Origin of the sequence: Rubrivirga sp. S365, from assembly GCF_032248475.1 — a bacterium.
In the GTDB taxonomy this organism is placed as follows: Bacteria; Bacteroidota; Rhodothermia; order Rhodothermales; family Rubricoccaceae; genus Rubrivirga; species Rubrivirga litoralis.
The window spans coordinates 61,355-85,196 of the sequence record NZ_JAVTTN010000002.1 but is presented as its reverse complement, the minus strand read 5'-3'; the positions used below and the strand labels follow the sequence as shown (position 1 = coordinate 85,196).

Sequence of the window (23,842 nt, the reverse complement as noted above, 5' to 3'; positions counted from 1 at the left end):
CTTGTCGATCACCTACGTGCCCGTCATGTGCTCGCTGGTGTTCGACCCCGAGAAGCCGGTCAAGCACTCGCCCATCATCACCTGGCTCCACAAGGTGTACCGGCCGCTCCTGGACCGCGCGCTCGGCCTGCGGGCCGTCGTGGTCGGCGGCTCGGCCGTGCTCTTCGCCGTCGCCGTGGCCAGCTTCGGCGGGCTCGGGGCCGAGTTCGTCCCGCGCCTGGACGAGGGCGACATCGCGGTCCAGATCATCCGCCTGCCCTCGGTCTCGCTCACCGAGTCCGTCGAGATCGCGGGCGACGTCGAGCGACGGCTCATGCAGTTCGACGAGGTCGAGACCGTCGTCGGCAACACGGGGCGGGCCGAGATCTCGACCGACCCGATGGGCGTCGAGATCACGGACGCCTACGTCATCCTGAAGCCGAAGGACGAGTGGCCCGAGGTGGACGGCGACGCCCGGACCAAGCCCGAGCTGGTCGAGGCCATGCAGGAGGCCGTCGAGGACGTACCGGCCGGCGTCCAGTTCTACCAGCCCATCGAGATGCGGACCAACGAGCTCATCGCGGGCGCGCGCGGCGACGTCGTCGTCAAGATCTTCGGCGAGAGCTACGACGAGCTGACGCCGCTCGCGGAGCAGGTCCAGGCCATCGTCCAGGAGACGCCGGGCGCTACGAGCGTCTCGATGGACCAGACGACCGGCTCGCCCCAGCTCGTCATTCGGCCCGACCGCGCGGCCTTGGCCCGCTACGGGCTCACCGTCGCCGCGCTCAACCGGATCGTCCAGACGGCCGTCGGCGGCGCCACGGCGGGCGAGGTCTACGAGGGCGAGCGGCGGTTCGACCTCGTCGTCCGGTTCCAGGAGGCCGCGCGGCGGAGCCCGGCCGACATCCAGGCGCTCCCGGTCGTGACGCCGACCGGCGCGCGGGTCCCGCTCGGCCAGCTGGCTGAGGTCGAGGTCACGTCCGGCCCGGTGTCGGTCTCGCGCGAGGAGGGCAGCCGGTTCGTCTCCGTCCAGTCGAACGTGACCGGCCGCGACCTGGCCGGGTTCGTCGAGGACGTCCAGACGCGCGTCGCGGCCGAGGTCGCGCTGCCGCCGGGCTCCCGGATCGACTACGGCGGGCAGTTCGAGAACCTGGAGGCGGCCACGGCCCGGCTGGGCCTCGTGGTCCCGCTCGCGCTGGTCCTCATCTTCGTCCTGCTGTTCCAGACGTTCGGGTCGATCCGGCTCGCGGCGATCATCTACCTCTGCGTCCCGCTCTCCGTCGTGGGCGGCGTGGGGATGCTCTACCTCTTGGGGCTCCCGTTCTCGATCTCGGCGGGCGTCGGCTTCATCGCCCTCTTCGGCATCGCGGTCCTGAACGGGCTCGTGATGGTCGGGGCCATCCGGAAGTTCGAGATCCACGGGCTTCCCCGGCGCGAGGCCGTGCTCGCGGGCGCCGACGAGCGGCTCCGCGCCGTCGTGACCACGGCCACGCTCGCGGGCGTCGGGTTCACGCCGATGCTGCTGGGCAGCGGCGCCGGGGCCGAGGTCCAGCGCCCGCTGGCGGCCGTCGTCATCGGTGGACTGGTGACGTCCACGATCTTGACGCTCTTCGTCCTCCCGACGGTCTACGCCTGGTTCGGGTCCGGGCACGCGCCCGCCAAGCTCCCCGGCGGCGCCGACCCCGGGTCGAGCCCGGGGCAGGCCGTGGACGCCGACCTCGACCACCAGCTCGACGCCGAGATCGACTCGGACTGGGCGCCGAACGCCCCCGACGTCCGGCGCGCCGACGCGGAGGCGCACGGGCCGGACGGCCACGCGCACGGTGACGGCCACGGCGCGGCCCCGTCCGAGCCACGGCGGCGACCGGGGTTGGGTCCGGCCCTCGGGCTCGTGCTGGCGCTCTTGGGCGCGGGCGCGGCGCAGGCCCAGGGGGTCGGGCCGCCGGGCGGCCCCGCCACCCCGCTCACGCTCGCCGGGGCGCTCGACCAGGCCGAGGCCGTGGCGCCGGAGCTCTCGCTCGGCACGGCCGCCATCGCTCGTGAGGCGGCCCGGCGCGAGAGCGCGGGCATCCTGCCCGCGACGGAGTTCTTCCTCGGCATCGACCGCGTGCCCACCATCGACGGCGGGTTCGGGGGGACCGAGACGTCCGTCGGCGTGGGGCAGTCGTTCCGGCTGCCCGCCTTCTACCGCGCCCAGCGCGGGGCGGCCGACGCGCTCCTGCGCCAGGCCGAGGTCGAGCGCGGGGCGCTCCGGCGCGGCGTCCGCCTGCGGGCGGCGCTCGCCTACGTCGAGGCCGTCGCCGCCGACGCCCGCCTCGCGCTGGCGGACTCGTCGGCGGCCGTCGCCCGCTCGTTCGCGTACGCCTCGAACCGGCGCCAGGAACTCGGCGCGACCGGGCCGCTCGAGCCGCTCCAGGCCGAGGTCGCCCTCGCCCAGGCCGACCGCGCCCGCGCCCAGGCCGCGGGCCAGGCCCGCGCCACCCGCGCCGCGCTCGGGACGTACCTCGCGCGTCGCGACAGCATCGCGCTCGCCGACGCGCTCCCTGAGCCGACGGCCGACCTCCCCGACATCGACGCGCTGGCCGCGTCGGGCGCGCTCGACTCGCTCTTGGTGTCCGCCAACCCCCGGCTGGCCGCCGCCGAAGCGGCCGTCCGCGTGGCCGAGGCGGAGGCGCGCGCGGTCGCCACCGAGCGGCTCCCGTCGTTCGGGGCCGAGGCCGCGCTCCAGACCGAGGGCGGCGCCGTCGGCTTCTTGGGCGGGCGCGTCGGCGTGGCCGTCCCGCTCGCGCGGATGGCGAACGACGCGCCCGACCGCGCCGCCCAGTCGGCCGTCGAGGTGGCCCGGTTCGAGCGCGACCGGCTCCTGGTCGGGCTCGCCGCCGACCTCCGCACGCGCGTGGCCTCGCTCCGCGCGGCCGTCGCCCAGGTGCGGCTCTACCAGGACCGGCTGGTCCCCCAGGCCGAGCGCGCTTACGCCATCGCGATCCGCCTCCGCCGCGAGGGGGCCGCGACCTACCTCGAGGTGCTCCAGGCCCAGACGGCGCTCGTCGAGACGCGCGCCGACGCGCTCGAAGCGCGCCTCGACGCCGTCCGCCTCCGCACCGAAGCCGACGCCCTCCTCAACCCCGACTTCTAACCTCATGAACCGCCTCATTCTCCTCCTTGCCCTGATCGCTGCCCCCCTCGCCGGGTGCGGCTCCGACGCCGACTACCCAAGCGACGACCACGCTGGCGACGACCACGCTGGCGACGACCACGCTGGCGACGACCACGCTGGCGACGACCACGCTGGCGACGACCACGCTGGCGACGACCACGCTGGCGACGACCACGGCGCCTCCGACTCCAACTAGACCCGTCTCCGGGCCGCCCCGGATCCCCCGACTCCCATGAACCGACTCCCGCTGTATACCCTCCTCCTCTCTCTCTTTGCCCTCCCCCTCGCGGGGTGCGGCTCCGACACCGAGGCCGCCCCGGTCGAGGACGACCACGCCGGTGAGGCGCCCGGCGCCCACGACGACGAGGGCGGAGCCGAAGCCGAAGAAGAGCACGGCGACGAGATCACGCTCACCCCCGAGCAAGAGGCGACCGCAGAGATCGAGACGGCCGTCGTCCAGGCCGGGGCGCTCGCGGCCGAGATCCGTGTGCCCGCCCGGATCGTCCCGACCGAGACGGGCCAGGCCCAGGTCGGCGCGTTGGTAGACGGCCGGGTCGTCCGGCTCCTGGCGGCCGAGGGCCAGGCGATCCGGCGTGGGGCGGCCGTCGCCGTCATCGAGAGCCCGGAGGTCGCCCAGCTTCAGGGTGAGTACCTCCAGGTCCAAGCGCGCGTGACCCAGGCGGCCCAGCAGCAGCAACGGAGTCGCCAGCTCGCGGCCGAGGACTTGATCTCGGGCACGCTCCTGGAACAGGCCGTCGCCGACGCCCGCGCGACGGAGGCCCAGGCCGCTGCGCTCGCGGGCGAGATCCGCGCCCACGGGGGGGCGGTCCCCTCGGGGCCGGGCGCCGTCACCGGCCGGGTCACGGTCTCGTCGCCGATCTCGGGCGTCGTCTCGGAGCGCCAGGCCGAGCTGGGCGCCTTCGTCCAGGCCAGCGCCCCGCTCTACGAGGTGGTCGCGCCCGGCCAGGTCTACGCCGACGCCAGCGTGTCCCCGGACGTGGCCGCCGCCATCGGGCGCGGCGACGCGGCCGTGATCGAGGCGCCCGGCGGTCGGCGGTTCCGCGGCGTCGTCCAGTTCGTCGGGGCCGAGGTCACGGGCGAGACCCGAACGGCGACCGTCCGGCTCCGCGTGACGAACGCGACGGCTGAGCTGCGGCCCGAGACGTTCGTGACCGTCCTCTTCGACGTCGAGGCCGGGACCGAGGGCGCCGAGGGCCGCACCGCGATCACGGTCCCGACCGAGGCCATCGACCGCGAGGGCGCCCAGGCGTTCGTCTACGTGCCGGTGGACGGCGAGGCGCGGACCTACGCCCGCCGTGCGGTCACGCTGGGCGAGGCGACCGGCGACCGCGTCGAGATCACGGCGGGCCTGGAGCCGGGCGAGCGCGTCGTCGTGGACGGCGTGTTCGCGCTCAAGAGCTTCCGGAGCCGCGGCGAGCTCACCGAGCACGAGCACTGATCTCTCCTCCTCTCATGACTTCCCCCTGACCATGAAACGGACAACCGTCCTCGCTCTCGCCGCCACTGGCGGGCTCCTCCTCTGGCGCCGAGCACGCTCTACCGACGACCCAGGCATCCTCGGCCCCCAGGCCGTCCGCGACCTCTACGACCGGCTCGGGCCCGTCTACGACGCCGCTGCGGCGTGGACCCACCGAATCGGCACCGGCGACTTCTACGGGCGCGCCGTCCGGGCTCTCGACCTCCAGCCCGGCGAGACCGCTGTGGACCTCGGATGCGGGACCGGACCCAACCTACCCCACCTCGTCGAGGCAGTCGGACCGACCGGCCGCGTCGTCGCCGTGGACCTCTCGCCGGGGATGCTCGCCCAGGCCCGCCAGCGCGTCGAGCGCCACGGCTGGGCGAACGTCGAGCTGGTGGAGGCCGACGTACGGGACTTCTCGTTCCCCGAGACCCTCCACGGCGTCGTTGGGCTGTTCGCGCTCGAGATGGTCCCCGAGCACGACGCCGTGATCGCTCGGGCGGTCCGGGCTCTCGTGCCCGGTCGGCGGATCGCCGTCGGCGGGCTCCGCCGCCCCGAGCGGTGGCCCGAGTGGGCCGTCCGGCTGGGCGAGCTCGTCAACCGCCCGTTCGGGGTGAGCCGGGCGTACGAGGATGTCCAGCCGTGGCGCGCGGTCGAGGCCCACGCCGACACGGTCTCGTACGAGGAGGACGTGCTCGGCGCCGTCTACCTCGCCGTCGGCCAGGCCCCCGACCCCGAGTGCCCCCGAGTCCCATGAGCACCTGGATCTGGGCCGCCGTGCTCGTGGCCTCCGCCGTCCTCACCCACTGGGGAGCCGAGCGCCTCGCGAAGCCGCTCGGCAAGCTGACCCGCCAGTGGGGCATCACGGGCGCCGCCGCCGGCGCCCTCGTCGCCCTCTTCACGGCCGGCTCCGAGGTCGGCATCAACACCACGAGCGCGCTCCGCGACGTCACCGACATCGGGCTGGGGATGTCGCTCGGGTCCAACGTCTTCGCCGTCCCCCTCACCGTCCTCGTGGTGTACCTCGCCACGCGGAAGCGGCGGCTCGGGGGCGACGACGGGGAAGGGAACGGCTCGGGCTCCGACGGCTCGGGCTCCGAAAGCGAGTCGGGCTCCGAGGACGGCGAGGCGTCGGAGGAGCACCGGCGCCACGTCGAGCGCCACGTCCTCCACGTCTCGAAGGAGGTCGTCACCGTGCTCACCCTGCCCTACTTCGGGCTGCTCGCGCTCGTGGCCGTGCTCACGCTCCCGGCGCCCTGGCGCGGGCTCCAGCCCGTCGACGCCGTGATCCTGCTCGTCGGCTACGCCCTCTACCTCGCGCAGGCGATTAAGCGGGGGCGGGGCCAGGGCGAGGACGTCTCGTGGTCGCGGAAGGAGATCGCCCTCGCCGTAGCCGGCGTGGCGGCGATGGGCGTGGGGGCCTACTTCGTCGTCCGCGCCAGCGAGAATCTGGCCTCCGGGCTCGGGCTCTCGGAGATCGTGACGGGCCTGTTCATCACCGCCTTCGCCACGGCGCTCCCGGAGCTGTTCGGGGCGTGGAGCATCGCCCGGAGCGGGCAGGTCACGGCGGCGACGTCTAGCGTGATCGGCGACCACGCCGTGACGATGACCGTCGCCCTCGTCCCGCTCGCCCTCGTCGGGCTCCCCGTCGAGAACCTCCGACTCTTCGCCGTCAACCTCGCCTTCGTGGGCGCCGTGCCGGCGCTCTACGCCGCGTTCATCTGGTGGGGCGGGGCGGAGACGGGGTTCCAGCGGTGGCAGGTCGGCGCGCTCGCGGCGGTGGTGCCGGTCTGGGCTGCCGTCGTCTACTTCTGGGCGCTCTAACCGCGGACGGGATGAACCGGACCCCATACCACGTCGAGACCACGGACGGCACCGCCGAAGAGCGGCTCGCGCAGCCGCTACGGCACGGCGACCCGTCCCGGACGGCTCTGCCGTTGGGGGGCCGCCGCTTCCGGGGGAGCGGACGGCCGGGTGGCCGGGCGCAGTCCCTTCCTCTGGGGCCGCCACACCTTCACGTACCGCGAGACGACGTACGACCCGCCGACCAGGAGCGCGGCCACCGCCTGGGCGCCGAGCGACTCGGCCGTGGGGAAGACGGCGAACCACATCCCCATCCACGCCGGGATCGCGACGGGCACGGGCGTCACGCCGACCCACGACGCCTGCTGCATCTCCTGCACGCTCTCGCCCACCATCACGATCAGCACGCCCGCCAGCATGACGCCCGTGAACACGAGCATCTTCTTGTACGGCAGCCGGTGGTGGGCCACGAACGTGAGAACGCCGACGACGGCCGTCAACGCGAGCCCGATGGCGACCCCCTGCGACACGACGCCGGAGCCCGCCTGGAGCCGCATGTTCTGGAGGAACAGGACGACCTCGAACCCCTCGCGGTAGACGACCGAGAACCCCAGGAGCGCGAACCCCCACGCCGCCCGCCGGTCGTCGTCCTCGGCCAGGGCGAGCAGACGCCGACGGCGCTTGTTGTGCATCGAGATCCACCCGGTCCAGTAGACCTTGTGGAAGAACCAGTTCATGATCACCAAGAGCACGACGACGGCCAGCAGCCCCGTCGCCGCCTGGACGTCGAGGGCCGGGGCGTTCACGGCGTCGAGCAGCGCGATCACGGCGAACCACGTCGCCACACTCGCGGCGAACGCCGCGGCGGCCCCCCACGTGATCGGCCGCCGGTAGACCCGGTGCGCGCCCATCATGCTCGCCGTCACGGCGGCGAACACGAGGATGGCCTCCAGGCCCTCCCGGAAGACGATGAGGCCCGTGTTCATCACGACCGCGCCGGCGCTGAGGTCGGTCGCGAGCGGGTCGGGGTTGCCGGCCGACGTCACCCCCTGCCACACGAGGGCGCCGAGCACGGCGAGCGATCCGAACGCGAGCCCGACGGTGAGGGTCTTTCTCATGATCTAATAGTTTAGACTCGATCTAGATAAGGGTGAATCCATCCCCTCACAGCCTCGGTTCGCACGCCTCTCCTCCATTTCACAGTCGGGTCACGGAACGCCTTTTCCCTACGGTCGCCGCCCGCCACCTCCTATGAACCGCACCACCTACCACGTCGACAAGATGGACTGTGCCGCCGAGGAGCGGCTCGTCCGCATGGCCCTGGACGGCGTCCCGGGTGTCGAACGCCTAGGGTTCGACCTCCCGGCCCGCCGCGTGGTCGTCGTGCACACGGGCGACGCCGCGCCCGTGACGGCGGCCCTGGGCGAGCTGGGGCTCGGCGCCGACCCCGTCGGCGAGACCGCCCCGGCGACCGACGGCGACGCGCCGCCCTCGACCGAGGAGCGCGGGCCGCTCCGGATCGCGCTCGCCATCAACGCCACGTTCTTCGTCGTCGAGTTCGTAGCGGGCTTGGTCTCCGGCTCGATGGGCCTCGTCGCCGACTCGCTCGACAACCTCGCCGACGCCCTCGTCTACACGCTCAGCCTCGCCGCCGTCGGCGGGGCCGCGAGCCGCAAGAAGCAGCTCGCGCGGTGGAGCGGCTACCTCCAGATCGGCCTCGCCGTCTTCGGGCTCGTCGAGGTCGTCCGCCGGTTCGCGATCGGGGCCGACGTGCCGGACGTGGCGACGATGGTCGTCGTGGCGTCGCTCACCCTGCTCGGGAACGTAGCGACGCTCCTGGTCCTGCGGAAGGCGCGCGGCGATGGGGAGGCCGAGGCCCACGTCGAGGCCTCGTGGATCTTCACCTCCAACGACGTCAAGGTCAACGGGCTCGTGATCGCCTCGGCCCTGGTCGTCTGGGCGACGGCCTCGCCGGTCCCCGACCTCGTCGCGGGCGCGCTCATCTTCGTCGTCGTCGCCAGCGGCGCCCGGCGCATCCTCGCCCTCTCGCGCTAACCCCCACGAACCCCTCCGACATCATGCACGAGATCCTCCCCCGGACCGACGGGAACGTCCTCGGCGTCCGCGTGAGCGGTCCGCTCACGGCCGACGACTACGTCCGGGTCCGGTCGGCCCTCGGCCACGCGGCGGGCGCGTCCCGCACGGTCCGCCTCCTCGTCCACGCCCCCGCCGCCGGGCACCCCGAGCCCGTTGCGGCTGGCGGAGCCGGCGACTCCGGTCCGTCGCACCCCGTCGCCGTCGAGCGGCTAGCCCTCGTCGGCGACGGCGAGTGGCACACGCTGACGGCCTGGCTGGACCGGCTCTTCGTCCCGGACGAGGTCCGCTCGTTCTCCGAGGCCCTGCTCGACGAGGCGTGGGCCTGGGTCCTGGACGGCGCCGACGCGTCCCACTCCTAGCCCCCCCGACGACCGTGCCCACCCCGCCCCCTGATCCTTGCGGCACGCTGCTGGAAGGCCTCGTCGAGGCCCTGCGCGAGGCCGCCCCCACGCTCAGCGAGGGGCTCCCGTACCCCCAGCGGACCGGGATCGCCGACGTAGTCCCAGGCGAAGCCCTGGTTGACGGCCCCGGGCGGTGCTCGCTCACGGTCACCGTCCGCGCCGTCGGCGGCGTCGAGAAGGGCTACGCCCTCTCGGTCGAGGGGGCCGCCCTCGTCGTCCGCGACGGGGCCGAGTTCGAGGACCGCTTCCGACTGGCGACGGCGCCGGGCGAGCGGCCCCGCGAGGCCGACGTCCAGCGGCTCTTCGACGCGCTCACGGCCGACCTCGGCCTCCACTTCGCCACCGCCTCCTGACCCATGCTCGCCGACGTCCTCCCGTTCCTCGCCATTCCGGCCGTGGCCGCCGTGCTCGGCGGGGTCATCGCCGCGTTCCGCCCTCCCGGAAAGCGCCTCCAGAGCGTGATCCAGCACTTCGCGGCCGGCGTCGTGTTCGCCGCCGTCGCGGGCGAGCTCCTCCCGGAGTTGATGTACGAGGCGGCGGCGCTCCCCACCATCGTCGGGTTCGTGCTGGGCGTCGGGCTCATGCTCGGCGTCAAGAAACTGACCGAGGGCGGTCCCGCCGAAGGGGCGCCCGAGTCCGCCCCGACCAACACGCGGGGGCTCGTGGCGACGGTAGCGGTGGACATCGCCATCGACGGGCTCCTGGTCGGCGTCGGGTTCGCGGCCGGCGCCGAGGCTGGCCTCGTCGTCACGATCGCGCTCTCGCTCGAGGTCCTGTTCCTCGTCCTCGCGACGGCCGCCGCGCTCGTCGGGGCCGGGGCCTCGCGGGGCCGCGTGCTCGCGACGACGGCCGGGCTGACCGTGCTCCTCCTCGCCGGGGCCGTCGGCGGCACGCTCGCCGCGGGCGCGCTCACGGGCGGCGTCCTCGCTGGCGTCCTCGCTTTCGGCGTCGCGGCCCTCCTCTACCTCGTCACCGAGGAACTCCTGGTCGAGGCCCACGACACGCCGGACACACCGCTCGCAGCGGCCACCTTCTTCCTCGGCTTCCTCGCGCTCCTCCTCCTCGAGATGGCCCTGTGACCTCCCCCCGCGTCCCATGAGCGACTTCCTGACCGTGCTCCTGCTGACCGCCCTCCCGGCGGCGGCCAACTTCGGCGGCGGGCTGCTGGCCGAGGTGGTCCCCCCGAGCGACCGCGTCCTCCGTCTGGCGCTCCACGCCGCCGCCGGCATCATCATCGGCGTGGTCGGGATCGAGCTGATGGAGCAGGTGCTCGGCGTGGGGCAGCCGTGGATCCCGATCCTCGCCCTCGTCGCGGGCGGGGCGGTCGCCGTCGGGCTCGACGCGGCCGTCGAGTACGTCCAGGGCCGGTTCGGCGGGGGCGCCACCGACGCGAGCGTGTGGATGATCTACCTCGGCGTCTCGGTCGACCTCTTCTCGGACGGCGTCTTGATCGGGGCTGGCTCGACGATCAGCCTCGGGCTCGGGCTGCTCCTGGCCCTCGGGCAGGTCCCGGCTGACGTGCCGGAGGGGTTCGCGACCATCGCCACGTTCCGCCGCGCGGGGATCCCCCGGCGGCGGCGGGTCCTGCTCGCCGCCTCGCTCGCCGTCCCCATCGTCCTCGGGGCGACGGTGAGTTACTGGGCCGTCCGCGATCTCCGGGAGATCTACAAGGTGTCGCTCCTGGCCCTCACGGCCGGCGTCCTCCTCACCGTCGCCGTCGAGGAGATGGTGACGCAGGCGCACCAGACGGAGGACAGCCGGTGGGACTCGCTCGCGCTCGTCGGCGGGTTCGCGCTCTTCGCCCTCGTTGCCGCCTACTTCGGCTGACGTCTCCTTCTCCTCCATCCCCAGACCCCCATGACCGCGACGCTCTGCCTCCCCTTTGAGGAGGTCTTCCCGGAAGTCGACGAGGCCCACGACGCCTGCGTAGGCCGCCTCGTCGGCACGCTCGAATCTCACGACGGGGTCGCCATCGTCCACGTGGTGACGGGACCCGGCGGCACGCCGACCCGGCTGTGCGTCCACCATGACCCGGCCGTGATCGGCGCCGACTTCGTGCGCGAGGTCGTGGACGCCGTCTCGGAGAGCCTCCGGACCCACTTCGGACACGTCCACGCCCGGACGTCCAGCGTGGGCGAGGCCTGCCTCGCGGCCGAGCGCGTCCGGCGCGTCTCCGGCGTCCGGTCCGTCGAGACGACGGACGACGGGGGCCTCCACGTCGAGTACAACCGGGACCGGACGAGCGAGGCCGCCGTCCGATCCGCGATTGAGGAGGTGTCGCCCTCCGGCGTCGAGCCCGGGGAGGCCGATGCATAGCGCTCCCCTCCGCGTGGCCGCCGCGCTCCTCGTCGCGCTCCTGAAACCCGGGGGCGCCTCGACGGCCCGTGCCGAGGCGGTCCCAGGCAGGGACGTGCCGGTCCGCCTCGCCAGCGCCTCGCTCGCCCTCGTCGCCGTCTGCTTCGGCTAAACCGTGTCCCTAATCCACGTCTCTCTGCTAGCCGCTCTAGGGTCCGCACCCGTCCGCCCGCTCTCGCCGACGCCCCGCGAGATGCGGGGCGTCGGCGCCGCACGCGGTCTGTCCCGGGCGACGCGGCTGCGGACCGCGTCAACGTCCTGAACCCCCCCACTCCATGGCCGTCAAGCTCGCCCCATCCATCCTCGCCGCCGACTTCACTCGCCTTGAGGCGCACGCGCGGGAGGCCCTCGACGCCGGGGCCGACTGGCTCCAGGTGGACGTGATGGACGGCCACTTCGTCCCCAACATCTCGTTCGGGACAGCGGCGGTCGATGCGCTCCAGCGCCTGCGGCGCGAGCGGGGCGTGGTCGTCGACGTCCACCTCATGGTCGAGCGGCCGGAGCGGTACCTGGGGGCGTTCGCCCGGGCGGGCGCCGACGTGCTCACCGTCCACGTGGAGGCGACGGCCCACGTCCACCGGGCCGTCCAAGAGATCAAGGGGCTCGGCGTGCGGGCCGGCGTCGCCCTCAACCCAGCGACCCCGATCTCGGCCGTTGAGGAGGTCCTGCCGGACCTCGATCTCGTCCTCGTGATGTCGGTGAACCCCGGCTTCGGGGGGCAGGCCTTCATCCCCCGGAGCACCGACAAGGTCCGCCGCCTCCGCAAGGCGATGGACGAGGCCGGCTCCGGCGCCCACCTCCAGGTCGACGGCGGCGTCTCGCCCTCGAACGCCCCCGACCTCGTGCGGGCGGGCGCCGACGTGCTCGTCGCCGGGAGCGCCGTCTTCGAGGGCGACGTCCGCGCGAACGTCGAGGCGTTCCGGCGAGTCTTGGATGAGAAGACCTGATACGGCGCGCCCTCCACCACCTCTCACACCGATCGTCATACTCCAGCACCTCTACCCAATGCCCGACCCCCTCCGACTCGACCTCGACGTTCTCTTGCCCGACGCGCCCGACGCCCGGGACGCCTGCGTAACCCGCCTCACCGACGAACTGGCGGCGACGCCCGGCGTCGAGCGCGCCCACGTCGTCCCGGCCGACGGCGACCACCCCGCCCAGCTCTGCCTCCACTACGACCCCGACGCGGTCGCGCTCCCGCGCCTGCGCCGGGCCGCCGAGCGGACGGGCGCCCGCATCACCGAGCGCTACGGCCACGTGCTCTGGGGGGCCGACGGGCTCGGCCACCAGCGCCGCGCCCGGACCGTCACCGAGCGGCTCCGCCAGCGGCCCGGCGTCGTCGAGGCCGAGGCGAACGCGACCGGCCCGATCCGGATCGAGTTCGACCGCGAGGCGACGACGGAGGCCGACCTCCGCCGCGCCCTCGCCGACCTGGGCGTGACCGTCGCCCCGGAGCCCGCCGAGACTCGGGCGCTCGCCGAGAGCCCGCCCCCGGTCGGCGACGACCACGCCGGCCACGATCACGCGCCCGGTGAGGGCCACGCGCCCCAGGCCGAGGACCACAGCGGCCATGACCACGCCCCAGGCGCCCACGGTGGGCACAACCACGGCGGCATCTTTGGCGAGCGGACCGAGCTGATCTTCGCCCTCCTGTGCGGCCTCCTCGTCGGCGTCGGGTGGGTGCTGGAGGCGTTCACGGACGTGACGGAGTGGGTCCCGACGGCGCTCTTCATCGGGGCGTACTTCTTCGGCGGTTGGTTCACCGTTCGCGAGGCCGTCGATTCGATCCGAGCCGGGCGCTTCGAGATCGACTTCCTGATGCTCGTCGCGGCGGCGGGCGCCGCCGCGCTGGGCGAGTGGTTCGAGGGCGCGCTCCTGCTCTTCCTCTTCTCCATCGGCCACGCCTTGGAAGGCTACGCGATGGGCCGCGCGCGGCGGGCCATCGAGGCGCTCGCCGAGCTGGCGCCCGCGACGGCGACCGTCCGCCGCGACGGCGTCGAGACGGAGGTGCCCGTCGAGGACCTCCGCGTCGGCGACACCGTTGTCGTCCGCCCCGACGAGCGGGTGGCCGCCGACGGGTTCGTGATCGAGGGCACGAGCGCCGTCAACCAGGCCCCGGTCACGGGCGAGAGCGTGCCCGTGGACAAGCAGCCAGTGAACGACCCCGACGCGGCGCTCGCCGACGCCGACCTCGCGCCCGAGCACCGCGTGTTCGCGGGCACCATCAACGGGTCGGGCGCGCTCGCCGTCGTGGTCACCAAGACGTCGTCGGAGTCCACGCTCGCCCGCGTCGTCCAACTCGTGGCGGAGGCGGAGACCGAGCAGAGCCCGACGCAGAAGTTCACCGACCGGTTCGAGCGGGTCTTCGTGCCGTCCGTGCTCGCGCTCGTCGTCCTGCTCATCGTCGGCCCGCCAATCCTGAACGCGCTCGGGGTGATCTCCGAGGCGTTCAGCGTCTCGTTCTACCGCGCGATGGCGGTCCTGGTGGCGGCGTCGCCCTGCGCGCTCGCCATCGCCACGCCGTCCGCCATCCTCTCGGGCGTCGCTCGGGCCGGGCGGAGCGGCGTGCTCGTCAAGGGCGGCGGGCCGCTCGAAGCCCTCGGCGGCCTGACCGCCATCGCCTTCGACAAGACGGGGACGCTCACCGAGGGCGAGCCCCGCGTGACCGACGTGGTCCCGGCCGAGGGCGCGACCGAGGCCGAGCTGGTCGAGGCCGTCGTCGCGGTGGAGAAGCTGAGCGAGCACCCGCTCGCTCGCGCCGTCACACGCGACCTCGGGAACCGGGCCACGGGCGGGGCGGCGGCCCAGGACTTGCAGAGCGTGACGGGCCACGGCGTCCGTGCCACAGTCGCGGGCGAGCCCGTCGCCGTCGGCAAGCCGGCCCTCTTCACGTTGGACGGCGGCACGGCCGCGCCAGAAGCGCTCCTGGAGCGCGACCGCCAGCTCAAAGCCGACGGCCGCTCGACGATGCTCGTCCAGCGCGGCGGCCGGTTCCTGGGCGTCGTCGGGCTGATGGACACGCCGCGCGAGAGCGCGAAGGACGTGATCCGCCGCCTCCACGACCTGGGTATCGAGACGACGATCATGATCTCGGGCGACGCCCAGGTCGTCGCCGAGTCGGTCGCCCGCGCCGTCGGCATCGACGAGGCGCGCGGGGATCTCTTGCCCGACGACAAGGTGGCCGCCATCAAGGAGCTCCGCCAGCGGGGCGAGGTCGCGATGGTCGGCGACGGCGTCAACGACGCGCCGGCGATGGCGAACGCGACGGTCGGCATCGCGATGGGCGCGGCAGGCTCCGACGTGGCGCTCGAGACGGCCGACGTGGCGCTCATGGCCGACGATCTCTCGAAGCTCCCGTTCGCCGTCGGCCTCAGCCGCAAGACGCGCGGGATCATCCGGCAGAACCTGTGGATGAGCCTCGGCATGGTCGCCTTCCTGGTCCCGGCGACGCTGTTCGGTCTCGGGATCGGCCCGGCCGTCGCGCTCCACGAGGGGTCCACGCTCGTCGTCGTGTTCAACGCGCTCCGGCTCCTCGCGTACAAAGAGGCCTGATCGCCTCCCCCTCCGGGTCTCAAGGAACGGCCCGGAGTGGAGACGCCGCTCGGCGCTCCTGGGCGCCAACGTCCGACCCCTGGACCAGGACACCGGCCGGTCCGATGCTCGTCTCCGTACCGGCCTGACGAAGGGCCTGGCGCGTGAAGGTCCCTGCACCCACGTTCAGCCCCTACCCTTCAAGGCCCTTGCCTCCCCACCGCGACATGCCCCGCACCATCGACGTCTACACTGCCCCCTGCCCGCTCTGCGACGACGCCGTCAACCTCATCGAGCGTCTGGCCGCGTCCGAGGACACGGTCCGCGTCCGCCCGCTCACAGACGCCGAGGCCGCCGCGGAGGCCGCCGCCCTCGGCGTCCGCGCCGTCCCGGCTGTCGCCGTCGACGGCGCGCTCGCGTCGTGCTGCCAGTCCGGCGGCGTGACGGAGGAGGGCCTCCGCGCCGCGCTCGCCGCGTAGCCGCCGTGGCCCTCACCCGAAGTGCCCTCGCTCGCGCCGTCGGCGTCGCCCCATCGGCGGTCCGCTACTACGAGCGGGTTGGGGTCCTCCCCGAGCCCGCGCGGACGGCGAAGGGGTACCGCGTCTACGGACCCGAGGACGTCGATCGGCTCCGGTTCGTCCGACGCGCCCAGGACCTCGGGTTCACGCTCGCCGAAACCACCGGGCTCCTCGACCTCGCTGTGTCCGCGGGCGACCCCTGCGACGGCGTCCGCGCCCGGGCCGAGGCCCATCGTGACGACGTCGCTGCCAAGGTCCGCGACCTCGAGCGGATCCGCGAGACGCTCGACACGCTCATCGCGGCGTGTCACGACCACGCGCCGACCGCCCCGTGCCCCATCCTCGACGCCCTCCGCCACGATGACGACTCGACCGATGACCACCCCACCGATCAACGCAGCGCCTGATCCGGGCGTCCGCCGGGGCCTCGCCGTCGCCCTCGGCGCGGCCGTCGCCGCGAGCGCCTGCTGCACGGTCCCGCTCCTCCTCGTCTCGCTCGGCGTGGGCGGGGCGTGGGTCGGCTCGCTCACGGCGTTCGAGCCGTTCCGGCCCCTCTTCGTCGCCGTCGCCGTCGCCGCGCTCGGCTACGTCGGCTGGCGGGAGTGGCGGGTGGCCCGCCTCGCAGCCTCGGGCATCGACTGCGACTGCGAGGACGAGGCGGTGCCCCTGCGTACGCGGTACGCCGTCCTCGGCGTCGGCGCGCTCGCGGCCGTCCTCTTGCTCGCCTCGCCGTACCTCGTCCGGGCCTCCGGCGCGCCGACCGACCCGGCCCTCGCCCAGGCCGGCGCTGCGGCCCCGCTCGCGACGGCCCGCGTCACGCTCGCCGTCGAGGGCATGACGTGCGCGTCGTGCGACGCGACTGTCCGCGGCGCGCTCTTGAATGTGGAAGGCGTTGTAGACGCGGCGGTCTCGTTTGAGCCGCCCCGGGCCGTCGTCTCGTTCGACCCTACGCGCGCGACCGTCGCCGACCTCACGGCGGCGACCGCCGCCGCGGGCTACCCCACGCGCCCCGCTACCGATGCCTGACCTCACCCTCATCGTCGGCGGCATGACCTGCGCCGGCTGCGCCCACCGCGTCACCGAGGCCCTCGAGGGAGCCCCCGGCGTGGCCTCGGCCGACGTCCCGGGCTGGGAGTCCGGCAGGGCCGACGTCGCGCTCGACGCGGCCGCCCCGGCTGACCCCGCCGACCTGGTGTCCGCCGTCGAGGCCGCCGGGTACCGGGCTGCGGTCGACGGAGGCGCTCCGCCTGCACCTCCCGCTAATGGCCCCGCTTCGGGGTACGGAGCTCCGGCTGACGAGCAACCCGAGCCTTCGGGCGACGGCGCCCCCTCGTCGACTCCATTGCTCTCGGACCTCCCCACCGACGCCTACGACCTCGTCGTGGTCGGGGGCGGCTCGGCCGCGTTCGCCGCGGCGCTCAAGACGAGCGAGCTCGGCGGGCGCGCGGCCATCGTCAACGACGTCGCGGGCGGGCTCCCCATTGGCGGAACGTGCGTCAACGTCGGGTGCGTCCCGTCGAAGGCGACCATCCGCGCCGCCGAGGCCGTCCACCGCGCCCGGCGCTCAGCGTTCGACGGCGTCGAGACCTCAGGCCGCGTCGTGGACTTCGGTGCCGTCTTGACCCAGGTCCGCGCGCTCGCCAGCGAGCTCCGCGAGGCGAAGTACGTCGACGTCGCGGGCGCCGACGCCGCCGTGACGCTTGTGGCCGGCCGCGCCCGGCTGGCGGGTCGCACGGACGGCCTCCACGCGGTCGAGGTCGACGGCGGCGCGCGGACGCTTCGCGCTCGGGCCGTCTTGGTCGCGACGGGCGCCCGGACGTTCGTGCCCGACGTGCCGGGCCTCGCCGACTCCGGGTATCTCACGAACGAGACCGTCTGGGACCTCACCGAGGCCCCCGACCGCCTCGTCGTGCTCGGCGGCGGGTACGTGGCCGTCGAGACCGCCCAGGCATTCGCCCGTCTCGGCGTCCCCGTCACTCTCCTCCAGCGGTCGCCCCGCATCCTACCCCGTGAGGACGCTGCGCTCACCGACGCGCTCACGGGACACCTGGAGGCCGATGGCGTCAATGTCCGGACCGGCGTCTCGCTCCGGTCAGCCCACCACGACGGCGGTGAGACCATCGTCGCCTTCGAGGCGGACGGGGAGGCGCAGGAGATCCGCGGCTCGCACGTCCTCCTCGCGACCGGCCGCCGCGGCAACACGGCCGACCTCGGGCTCGAGGCCCTCGGCGTCACGCCCGACGCCCGGGGATTCCTCCCCGTCGACGCCACGCTCCGGACGGCGGCCGACGGCGTGTTCGGGGCCGGCGACGTGCTCGGCGACAAGATGTTCGTGTACACGGCGGCCTACGAGGGCGCCCTCGCCGCCCGGAACGCTCGCGACGGGCTCTGGGCCGAGACCGACTACACCGCGCTCCCGTGGGTCGTGTTCACCGACCCCCAGCTCGCGGGCGTCGGGCTCGACCTCGCCGAGGCCGAAGCCGTAGGCATCGACGCCGAGGCGACGACGCTCCCGATGGAGCACGTCCCGCGCGCCATCGCCGCCCGCGACACGCGTGGGTCCATCACGCTCGTCCGCGACCGCGAGTCCGACCGGCTCGTCGGCGCCCGGGTCCTGGCGCCCGAGGGGTCCGAGCTCCTGATGGAGGTCGCCCTCGCGATCCGCCACAGGATCACGACCGAGCAACTCGCTGGCGCCTTCCATCCCTACCTCACGCTCTCGGAAGCCGTCAAGCTCGCCGCGCTCACGTTCCGCAAAGACGTCGGCCAGCTCTCCTGCTGCGCTGCCTGAGGTGCCGCTTCCCGCCCCGCCGGACCCTGCGTGCCGGTTCCGCGGCTCGGGAGCGGCCCGGCCGTCGCGCTCCACGAGGGGTCCACGCTCGTCGTCGTGTTCAACGCGCTGAGGCTGCTGGCCGACAAGGAGACGACGTAGGGGCACGGGTGCGGGGCACGGTGGGTTGACGAGGTCGGCCCGCTGTCTTATCGTACTAGTACGATAACCATTCGCCATGCAGGCCAAGACCGACCTCTTCCCCCCCGACCTCGCCCGCCTCGCCGAGGCGGCCAAGGCGCTTGGTCACCCCGCCCGACTCGCCATCCTCCGTACGCTCGCCGAGCGCGGGACGTGCGTCTGCGGCGAGGTCGTCGAGGAGTTGCCGCTGGCTCAGGCCACGGTCTCCCAGCACCTCAAGGCGCTCAAGGCCGCCGGGCTCGTCCGCGGCGAGGTCGACGGTCCTCGCTCGTGCTACTGCGTCGACGCCCCCGTCCTCCGCGCCCTCGCCGACGGGCTCGCGGCCTTCCTCGGCCCGGTCCTCGACGCCCTCCCCCCCGGTGACGATGGAGCTGACTGTTGCTGACGTGCCGGCCGCCGCTGCTCCGGCCGCCTGGCGGGCCGCGCTCGCCGAGGCCCTCGGCACGTTCGCCCTCGTCTTCGCAGGCACTGGTGCCGTTGTCGTCGAGGCCCAGACCGGCGCGCTCGGCCACGTCGGCGTCGCGCTCACCTTCGGGCTCGTGGTTATGGCCGCGATCTACGCCGTCGGCGAGGTGTCCGGCGCCCACATCAACCCGGCCGTCACCGTCGCCTTCTGGGCCTCGGGCCGGTTCCCCGGCGCCCGCGTGGCACCGTACGTGCTCGCCCAGGTCGCTGGCGCCCTCGTCGCGAGCGGATTTCTGCGAGGGCTCTTCCCCGACGCGACGACGCTCGGGCAGACCCTCCCGGCTGGGACCGCGCTCCAGAGCTTGGGGCTCGAGGCCGTCCTCACGTTCCTGCTCATGTTCGTCATCCTGGGCGTGGCCGTCGGCGCGAAGGAGGTCGGCCTGCTGGCGGGCGTCGCCATCGGCGGCACGGTCGCGTTCGAGGCCATGATGGGCGGGCCGGTCTCGGGCGCGTCGATGAACCCGGCGCGGTCGCTCGGCCCCGCCCTCGTCGCCCTCGACCCCCGCTCGCTCTGGGTCTACCTCGTCGGCCCTGGGCTCGGCGCTCTGCTGGCGGTCCCCGCCTACCGGGCCGTCTACGGCGACCGCGCCCGGCACCCGCTCGCCCGGACCCGATGACGACGGAGCCCACCCGCACCCTTGCCGACGGCGAGCCGCTCCCGTTCGCCACGCGCGACGTCGTCGTGGTCGGCGGCGGCCAAGCCGCGCTCGCGGTCGGCTACCACCTCGCGCGTGAGCTCCGCAAAACGGACGCGACGGTCGCGCTCCTCGACCGCCAGCCGGGGCCGGGCGGCGCCTGGCGGGGCGGGTGGGACTCGCTCCGGCTGTTCTCGCCCGCCGAATGGTCGTCGCTCCCGGGCTACCTCCTGCCCCGCCACCTCGCGGGCCGCGAGGCGGCCGAGTACCCCCACCGCGACGACGTGCTGGACTACCTCGCCGCCTACGAGGAACGCTACGAGCTCCCCGTCTGGCGGCCCGTCCGCGTGACCGGCGTCCGGCGCGTCGACGGCGACCCGGCGGGGCCGCTCTGGGTCGAGACCGACCGCGGTGCCGTCGCGGCCCGCGCCGTCGTCGCGGCGACGGGGACGGCGGGCCAGCCGTTCGTCCCGGAGGTCCCCGGGCGCGGGGCGTTCGGGGGCGTCCAGGTCCACTCGTCGGCGTACCGCTTGCCCGATCCATTCACAGGTTGTCGCGTGCTCGTCGTCGGGGGCGGCAACTCCGGCGCGCAGGTCCTGGCCGAGGTCTCGGCCGTCGCCGACGCCTCGTGGGTCGTCGAGCGCGAGCCCCGGCTCCTGCCCGCCGACGTCAATGGCCGCGTCCTGTTCGACGCCGCAACGGCCCGGTACCACGCGCTCCAGAACGGCGAGGACGCGGGCCGGCCGTACGGCCTGGGCGACATCGTTCAGGTCCCGCCCGTCCGCGCGGCGCGCGAGGCCGGCCGGCTGGACGACCTCCGCTCGCCCATCGCGCGGTTCACAGCCGACGGCGTCGTCTGGACCGACGGTTCCGAGGAGGCCATCGACGCCGTCGTCTGGTGCACGGGCTTCCGCCCGGCCCTCGGTTTCCTCGACGGGTTGGGCGTCGTCGGCTCGGACGGCCGCGTCGCGGTCGGGGGCACGCGCTCGGTCGCCGAGCCCCGGCTCTGGCTCGTCGGCTACGGGTCGTGGACCGGGTTCGCCTCGGCCACGCTCGTCGGCGTCGGCCGTTCCGCCCGCGCGACGGCCCGCAAGGTCGCCGCCGCCCTCGCCGAGACGCCCGCTCCCATCTCCTCCTGACCCCTCCGCTCGTGCCCACGACCCTCGCCGTCTTCTCCGACGTCCACGCCAACCTCCCCGCCCTCGAAGCCGTCCTCCGTGACATCGACGCCCGGCTCGGCCGCGGCGAGGTGGGCGCCGTCTACTGCCTCGGCGACCTCGTGGGCTACGCGACGTGGCCGAACGAGGTCGTGGTCGCCGTCCAGGAGCGGGGCATCCCCACCATCGCCGGGAACTACGACGAGGGCGTCGGGCTCGGCTCCGACGACTGCGGGTGCGCCTACGTCACCGACGAGGACAAGGCGCGCGGGGCCGAGTCCATCGCGTACACGAACGCCACCGTGACCGAGACCACGCGCCAGTACCTCCGCTCGCTCCCGCGCCACGTGCGCGTCACGCTGGCGCCGCCGCGTGAGCGGAAGGCGGAGCCGGTCGAGGTCCTCATGGTCCACGGCAGCCCGCGCCGGGTCAACGAGTACCTGTTCGAGGACCGGCCCGACGACCTGATCGTGAAGCGGGTGACTGAGGCCGGGGCCGACATCATGCTCTTCGGCCACACCCACAAGCCCTACCACAAGGCGCTCGCGGTCGAGGCCGAGGACGGCGAGACCATCTACCGCCACGCCGTCAACACGGGCTCGGTCGGCAAGCCGAAGGACGGCGACCCCCGGGCGTGCTACGTCCTCCTGACCGTGGACGCGGAGCGGCCGAAGACCGACCCGGACTACTGCCAGGTCGAGTTCGTCCGGGTCGCGTACGCCGTCGAGGAGGCCGCGCGCGCCGTCGAGGCCAGCCCGCTCCCCGACGCCTTCGCCCAGATGCTCCGCGACGCCTGAGCCTTGACTGGAGACCCCGAACCCGGCGCGAGGTGGCGTCCGTCGTATCAACAGATCCTCCTTTGGTCGGGGACAGCCCGGCCACCGCGCTCCACGTTGGTCGTATTCAGCGCCCTCCGCTCCCTGGTGCACCGGGAAGCACGGATCCCTCGTGGTGCTACGGAGACTCCACCGGTACCAAGCGCAGCGCAAACGTGCTTCCCCGTTGGGGGCCGTCGCTCTGTGCGGTGACCCGTCCCCCGTAGCGCTCGGCGAGTCGCTGGGCGATGGCGAGCCCGAGCCCGCTCCCGGCCTGGCGCTGGACGGCCGGGTCGTCGGCCCGGTAGAACCGCTCGAAGAGCCGGTCCCGCTCGGCCGGCCCGAAGCCCGCCCCTGTGTCCGACACCGCGGCGACAGCCTCGCCGCCCTCCGGCCGCACGGAGACCGTCACCGTCCCGCCGGGCGGCGTGTACTTGACCGCGTTGTCGAGCAGGTTCTCGAGCGCCACCTCGACGTCGGTCGCGGAGCCGTGGGCGACGACGCCCGCTGTCAGGTCCCGGACGAGTGCCACACCCTTCGCCACCGCCAGCGGCTCCGCCCGGTCGGCGAGGGCGCCTACGAGCGCACCGAGGTCGACGGTCTCACGAGCAGCAGGCGGCCCCTCGGCCTCGGCGCGCGAGAGGGCGAGGAGTCCCGAGATCAGCCCGCCCATCCGCTCGACGTGGCGGTCCAGTCGGCCCACGACCTCGCGGTACCCCGCCGCCTCGCGGTCCCGGCGGAGCGCCACGTCGATCTCGCTCCGCGCCGCCGTGACCGGCGTGAGCAGCTCGTGCGCCGCGTCCGCCCGGAACCGGCGCTCCCGCTCGAACCCCTCGTCGAGGCGGGCCAGGAGCCCGTTGAATGCCGCTGCGAGGTCGCCGAGCTCGTCGTGGGGCGCCTCGCCCGTGGGGAGCCGAGCGCCCCGCTCAGCCGGCCCGATCCGACCGGCCGCCTCGGTCAGCGCCGAGACGGGCCGGAGCGCCCGCCGCGCGAGTCCGTACCCGCTCGCCGCAGCGACGGCTACGCCGAGCGCCACGCCGAGCGCGAGGAGCCAGCCCAGCCGGTGCGTCTCGCGGTGGAGCCCGGACTCGGCCCCCGTCACCGCTACCCAGCCCGTCGTCCGCCCGCCCGTACCCCGCACCTCCGCGTAGCGGGTCCGAACGGGCTCGTCGTCCCCGTGCGTGTGGTACGCCGCGCCGTCGCCCACCCCGGGCGCGTGCGGCGTGGTTTCTGGGAGCCGACCGTTTGAGAAGAGCGCCGCGCCGTCCGGTCCGATCAGGTGGACAGCGTAGGGTGAGGCTTCCGCGGCCTGGACGAACCCGGGCGCCGAGGCCCCTGGCGGAGACCCACCCGCGAGCGCTCCGCCTGGCAGGATCGCCGCGACCCGCTCGGCCTCGGCAGCGAGCGCCGCGTCGAAGTCGCGGTGCAGTGACACGTGGAACCCGACGTACAGGAACGCTACGAACAGCCCGAGCAGCAGCGTCACGCTCAGCCCGTACCACAGCGCGAGCCGCGTCGAGATCGAGAGCCGCGAGGCCGACGTGGGTACGGCCGACATCTAGGTGGCCACCAGCCGGTAGCCGACGCCGCGCACCGTCTCCAGCACCACGCCCGTCCCGTGCGGGACGGAGGCGCCCGCATCGGACAGCTTGAGGCGGAGGCCCGACGCCGTCTGGTCGATCGCGTTGTCGGTCACCTCGAACGCCGAGCCCCACACGCGCTCGGCCAGCCGCGTCCGCGAGACGGCCTCGCCCGCATGGCGCATCAGGAGCTCCAGCAGCCGGAGCTCCTTGTCGCGGAGCCCCAAGTCCACCGGCTCGCCCTCACCCTCGACGACGGCCCGGCGCCACGAGGCGTCGAACCGAACGCGCCCCACCCGGAGCTCGCCAGTCTGGAGCCCAGCCGCCCCGTCGCCGCCCGGCGTCTCGGCGGCTCGCCGGAGCAGTGCCCGCAGCCGGGCCAGCAGTTCCTCGAAGGCGAACGGCTTCGGGAGGTAATCGTCGGCTCCGGCGTCCAGCCCGGCCACGCGGTGCTCGACGCCCGAGAGCGCCGTCAGCATCAGCACCGGGGCCGTCCGGCCCGCTCCGCGAAACTGTTCCACCAACGTCCGCCCGTCGATGTGCGGGAGCCGCCAGTCGACGATGAGCGCGTCGTGGTCACCCGAGAGCGCCTCGGCCAGCCCACGCGCGCCGTCGGGCTCGACCGAGACCGCGTAGCCCTCCTCTTCGAGCCCCCGACGGACGGGACCGGAGATGGACTCCTCATCCTCGACGAGGAGCAGGCGGACGGCCGATGGAGGGACAGAATCGAGCGGCACGGGGACGGTCTCAGGCGAACCTGTCGGATCGGACAGGAAGACGACAGGGCCACCACAGCGGCCCCTGGCGAAGATACGGGCCGACCCTCCTGCGCCCGATGATCGCCTCCGTCCTCGTCCTCCTCGGAGGGTGGTGGGCCGTGGGTCGTGGGCTCAGCGGT

Annotated in this window: 24 protein-coding genes and 1 pseudogene; 22 read left to right on the top strand and 3 right to left on the bottom strand. The window is 74.1% G+C overall.

The features are described 5' to 3' along the window. The 5 genes from RQM47_RS15800 to RQM47_RS15780 form a co-directional block, all read left to right on the top strand. Nucleotides 1-3,115, top strand: a 3,115-nt coding sequence (locus RQM47_RS15800; protein WP_314009547.1) for a CusA/CzcA family heavy metal efflux RND transporter, incomplete at its 5' end; no start/stop codon positions are given. A gap of 4 nt (nt 3,116-3,119) precedes the next feature. Then, on the top strand, nt 3,120-3,332 hold the full coding sequence (locus tag RQM47_RS15795) for a hypothetical protein (protein WP_314009546.1): 213 nt from the start codon (nt 3,120-3,122) through the stop codon (nt 3,330-3,332). Between the two features lie 36 nt (nt 3,333-3,368). Then, on the top strand, nt 3,369-4,595 hold the full coding sequence (locus RQM47_RS15790) for an efflux RND transporter periplasmic adaptor subunit (protein ID WP_314009544.1): 1,227 nt from the start codon (nt 3,369-3,371) through the stop codon (nt 4,593-4,595). Between the two features lie 31 nt (nt 4,596-4,626). Beyond that, nucleotides 4,627-5,373 carry a class I SAM-dependent methyltransferase gene (locus RQM47_RS15785; RefSeq protein WP_314009543.1) on the top strand — a complete coding sequence of 249 codons (747 nt, stop codon included), beginning with the start codon at nt 4,627-4,629 and terminating at the stop codon, nt 5,371-5,373. Then, nucleotides 5,370-6,440, top strand: a complete 1,071-nt coding sequence (locus RQM47_RS15780) for a hypothetical protein (protein WP_314009541.1) — start codon at nt 5,370-5,372, stop codon at nt 6,438-6,440. Before RQM47_RS15785 ends, RQM47_RS15780 begins: the two co-directional genes overlap by 4 nt. A 77-nt stretch (nt 6,441-6,517) precedes the next feature. Here RQM47_RS15780 and RQM47_RS15775 read toward each other — a convergent pair whose 3' ends face one another. Then, on the bottom strand, nt 6,518-7,537 hold the full coding sequence (locus tag RQM47_RS15775; protein WP_314009539.1) for an FTR1 family protein: 1,020 nt from the start codon (nt 7,535-7,537) through the stop codon (nt 6,518-6,520). 133 nt (nt 7,538-7,670) lie between these two features. Between RQM47_RS15775 and RQM47_RS15770 the strand changes: the two genes are divergently transcribed. The 17 genes and pseudogenes from RQM47_RS15770 to RQM47_RS15690 all read left to right on the top strand — a co-directional run bounded on the left by RQM47_RS15770 (nt 7,671) and on the right by RQM47_RS15690 (nt 21,346). Next, nucleotides 7,671-8,474 (top strand): cation transporter, encoded by an 804-nt coding sequence (locus tag RQM47_RS15770; RefSeq protein WP_314009537.1) that lies wholly within the window; start codon nt 7,671-7,673, stop codon nt 8,472-8,474. Nucleotides 8,475-8,497: 23 nt separating this feature from the next. Next, on the top strand, nt 8,498-8,875 hold the full coding sequence (locus RQM47_RS15765; protein WP_314009535.1) for an STAS/SEC14 domain-containing protein: 378 nt from the start codon (nt 8,498-8,500) through the stop codon (nt 8,873-8,875). Nucleotides 8,876-8,889: 14 nt separating this feature from the next. Further along, complete coding sequence (locus RQM47_RS15760; RefSeq protein ID WP_314009533.1) at nt 8,890-9,270, top strand: hypothetical protein; 381 nt, start codon at nt 8,890-8,892, stop codon at nt 9,268-9,270. A gap of 3 nt (nt 9,271-9,273) precedes the next feature. Continuing rightward, nucleotides 9,274-9,996, top strand: coding sequence for a ZIP family metal transporter (locus tag RQM47_RS17510; protein ID WP_409946002.1), 723 nt, complete (start codon nt 9,274-9,276; stop codon nt 9,994-9,996). 16 nt (nt 9,997-10,012) lie between these two features. After that, nucleotides 10,013-10,744 carry a ZIP family metal transporter gene (locus tag RQM47_RS15755; protein WP_409946001.1) on the top strand — a complete coding sequence of 244 codons (732 nt, stop codon included), beginning with the start codon at nt 10,013-10,015 and terminating at the stop codon, nt 10,742-10,744. A gap of 30 nt (nt 10,745-10,774) precedes the next feature. Continuing rightward, complete coding sequence (locus RQM47_RS15750) at nt 10,775-11,233, top strand: hypothetical protein (RefSeq protein ID WP_314009532.1); 459 nt, start codon at nt 10,775-10,777, stop codon at nt 11,231-11,233. Then, nucleotides 11,226-11,384, top strand: a complete 159-nt coding sequence (locus tag RQM47_RS15745) for a hypothetical protein (protein WP_314009531.1) — start codon at nt 11,226-11,228, stop codon at nt 11,382-11,384. The genes RQM47_RS15750 and RQM47_RS15745 overlap by 8 nt, the downstream gene beginning before the upstream one ends. 163 nt (nt 11,385-11,547) lie before the next feature. Beyond that, complete coding sequence (gene rpe / locus RQM47_RS15740) at nt 11,548-12,219, top strand: ribulose-phosphate 3-epimerase (RefSeq protein ID WP_314009530.1); 672 nt, start codon at nt 11,548-11,550, stop codon at nt 12,217-12,219. Nucleotides 12,220-12,277: 58 nt separating this feature from the next. Next, entirely contained in the window at nt 12,278-14,824 is a 2,547-nt protein-coding gene (locus RQM47_RS15735; protein WP_314009529.1) for a heavy metal translocating P-type ATPase, read from the top strand. A 206-nt stretch (nt 14,825-15,030) separates the two neighbouring features. Beyond that, nucleotides 15,031-15,282, top strand: coding sequence for a thioredoxin family protein (locus RQM47_RS15730; RefSeq protein ID WP_314009528.1), 252 nt, complete (start codon nt 15,031-15,033; stop codon nt 15,280-15,282). Between the two features lie 5 nt (nt 15,283-15,287). After that, on the top strand, nt 15,288-15,728 hold the full coding sequence (locus RQM47_RS15725) for a MerR family transcriptional regulator (protein WP_314009527.1): 441 nt from the start codon (nt 15,288-15,290) through the stop codon (nt 15,726-15,728). Beyond that, nucleotides 15,697-16,308, top strand: a pseudogene (locus RQM47_RS17505) (mercuric transporter MerT family protein); the annotation flags it as partial. The gene RQM47_RS15725 and the pseudogene RQM47_RS17505, both read left to right, overlap by 32 nt. Nucleotides 16,309-16,339: 31 nt before the next feature. Next, nucleotides 16,340-18,112: a mercury(II) reductase gene (gene merA, locus RQM47_RS15710; RefSeq protein ID WP_314009526.1), complete on the top strand. Its 1,773-nt coding sequence runs from the start codon at nt 16,340-16,342 to the stop codon at nt 18,110-18,112. Between the two features lie 217 nt (nt 18,113-18,329). After that, nucleotides 18,330-18,677, top strand: coding sequence for a metalloregulator ArsR/SmtB family transcription factor (locus RQM47_RS15705; protein ID WP_314009524.1), 348 nt, complete (start codon nt 18,330-18,332; stop codon nt 18,675-18,677). Beyond that, nucleotides 18,658-19,374 (top strand): MIP/aquaporin family protein, encoded by a 717-nt coding sequence (locus tag RQM47_RS15700; RefSeq protein ID WP_314009522.1) that lies wholly within the window; start codon nt 18,658-18,660, stop codon nt 19,372-19,374. Before RQM47_RS15705 ends, RQM47_RS15700 begins: the two co-directional genes overlap by 20 nt. Further along, the gene (locus RQM47_RS15695; protein WP_314009521.1) at nt 19,371-20,531 is read left to right on the top strand and encodes an ArsO family NAD(P)H-dependent flavin-containing monooxygenase; all 1,161 of its coding nucleotides are present in this window, start codon (nt 19,371-19,373) and stop codon (nt 20,529-20,531) included. Before RQM47_RS15700 ends, RQM47_RS15695 begins: the two co-directional genes overlap by 4 nt. Before the next feature lie 11 nt (nt 20,532-20,542). Then, complete coding sequence (locus RQM47_RS15690; RefSeq protein WP_314009519.1) at nt 20,543-21,346, top strand: metallophosphoesterase family protein; 804 nt, start codon at nt 20,543-20,545, stop codon at nt 21,344-21,346. Nucleotides 21,347-21,503: 157 nt separating this feature from the next. Here RQM47_RS15690 and RQM47_RS15685 read toward each other — a convergent pair whose 3' ends face one another. Next, nucleotides 21,504-22,922, bottom strand: coding sequence for an ATP-binding protein (locus RQM47_RS15685; RefSeq protein ID WP_314009518.1), 1,419 nt, complete (start codon nt 22,920-22,922; stop codon nt 21,504-21,506). After that, nucleotides 22,923-23,681 (bottom strand): response regulator transcription factor, encoded by a 759-nt coding sequence (locus tag RQM47_RS15680; protein WP_314009517.1) that lies wholly within the window; start codon nt 23,679-23,681, stop codon nt 22,923-22,925. Nucleotides 23,682-23,842 lie beyond the last annotated feature (161 nt).

Excerpts from the sequence above, each read along its gene's own strand:
- RQM47_RS15795 (WP_314009546.1), top strand. The coding sequence starts at position 3,120 with ATGAACCGCCTCATTCTCCTCCTTGCCCTGATCGCTGCCCCCCTCGCC.
- RQM47_RS15790 (WP_314009544.1), top strand. The coding sequence starts at position 3,369 with ATGAACCGACTCCCGCTGTATACCCTCCTCCTCTCTCTCTTTGCCCTC.
- RQM47_RS15785 (WP_314009543.1), top strand. The coding sequence starts at position 4,627 with ATGAAACGGACAACCGTCCTCGCTCTCGCCGCCACTGGCGGGCTCCTC.
- RQM47_RS15780 (WP_314009541.1), top strand. The coding sequence starts at position 5,370 with ATGAGCACCTGGATCTGGGCCGCCGTGCTCGTGGCCTCCGCCGTCCTC.
- RQM47_RS15775 (WP_314009539.1), bottom strand. The coding sequence starts at position 7,537 with ATGAGAAAGACCCTCACCGTCGGGCTCGCGTTCGGATCGCTCGCCGTG.
- RQM47_RS15770 (WP_314009537.1), top strand. The coding sequence starts at position 7,671 with ATGAACCGCACCACCTACCACGTCGACAAGATGGACTGTGCCGCCGAG.
- RQM47_RS15765 (WP_314009535.1), top strand. The coding sequence starts at position 8,498 with ATGCACGAGATCCTCCCCCGGACCGACGGGAACGTCCTCGGCGTCCGC.
- RQM47_RS17510 (WP_409946002.1), top strand. The coding sequence starts at position 9,274 with ATGCTCGCCGACGTCCTCCCGTTCCTCGCCATTCCGGCCGTGGCCGCC.
- RQM47_RS15755 (WP_409946001.1), top strand. The coding sequence starts at position 10,013 with ATGAGCGACTTCCTGACCGTGCTCCTGCTGACCGCCCTCCCGGCGGCG.
- RQM47_RS15750 (WP_314009532.1), top strand. The coding sequence starts at position 10,775 with ATGACCGCGACGCTCTGCCTCCCCTTTGAGGAGGTCTTCCCGGAAGTC.
- RQM47_RS15745 (WP_314009531.1), top strand. The coding sequence starts at position 11,226 with ATGCATAGCGCTCCCCTCCGCGTGGCCGCCGCGCTCCTCGTCGCGCTC.
- rpe (WP_314009530.1), top strand. The coding sequence starts at position 11,548 with ATGGCCGTCAAGCTCGCCCCATCCATCCTCGCCGCCGACTTCACTCGC.
- RQM47_RS15735 (WP_314009529.1), top strand. The coding sequence starts at position 12,278 with ATGCCCGACCCCCTCCGACTCGACCTCGACGTTCTCTTGCCCGACGCG.
- RQM47_RS15730 (WP_314009528.1), top strand. The coding sequence starts at position 15,031 with ATGCCCCGCACCATCGACGTCTACACTGCCCCCTGCCCGCTCTGCGAC.
- merA (WP_314009526.1), top strand. The coding sequence starts at position 16,340 with ATGCCTGACCTCACCCTCATCGTCGGCGGCATGACCTGCGCCGGCTGC.
- RQM47_RS15705 (WP_314009524.1), top strand. The coding sequence starts at position 18,330 with ATGCAGGCCAAGACCGACCTCTTCCCCCCCGACCTCGCCCGCCTCGCC.
- RQM47_RS15700 (WP_314009522.1), top strand. The coding sequence starts at position 18,658 with ATGGAGCTGACTGTTGCTGACGTGCCGGCCGCCGCTGCTCCGGCCGCC.
- RQM47_RS15695 (WP_314009521.1), top strand. The coding sequence starts at position 19,371 with ATGACGACGGAGCCCACCCGCACCCTTGCCGACGGCGAGCCGCTCCCG.
- RQM47_RS15685 (WP_314009518.1), bottom strand. The coding sequence starts at position 22,922 with ATGTCGGCCGTACCCACGTCGGCCTCGCGGCTCTCGATCTCGACGCGG.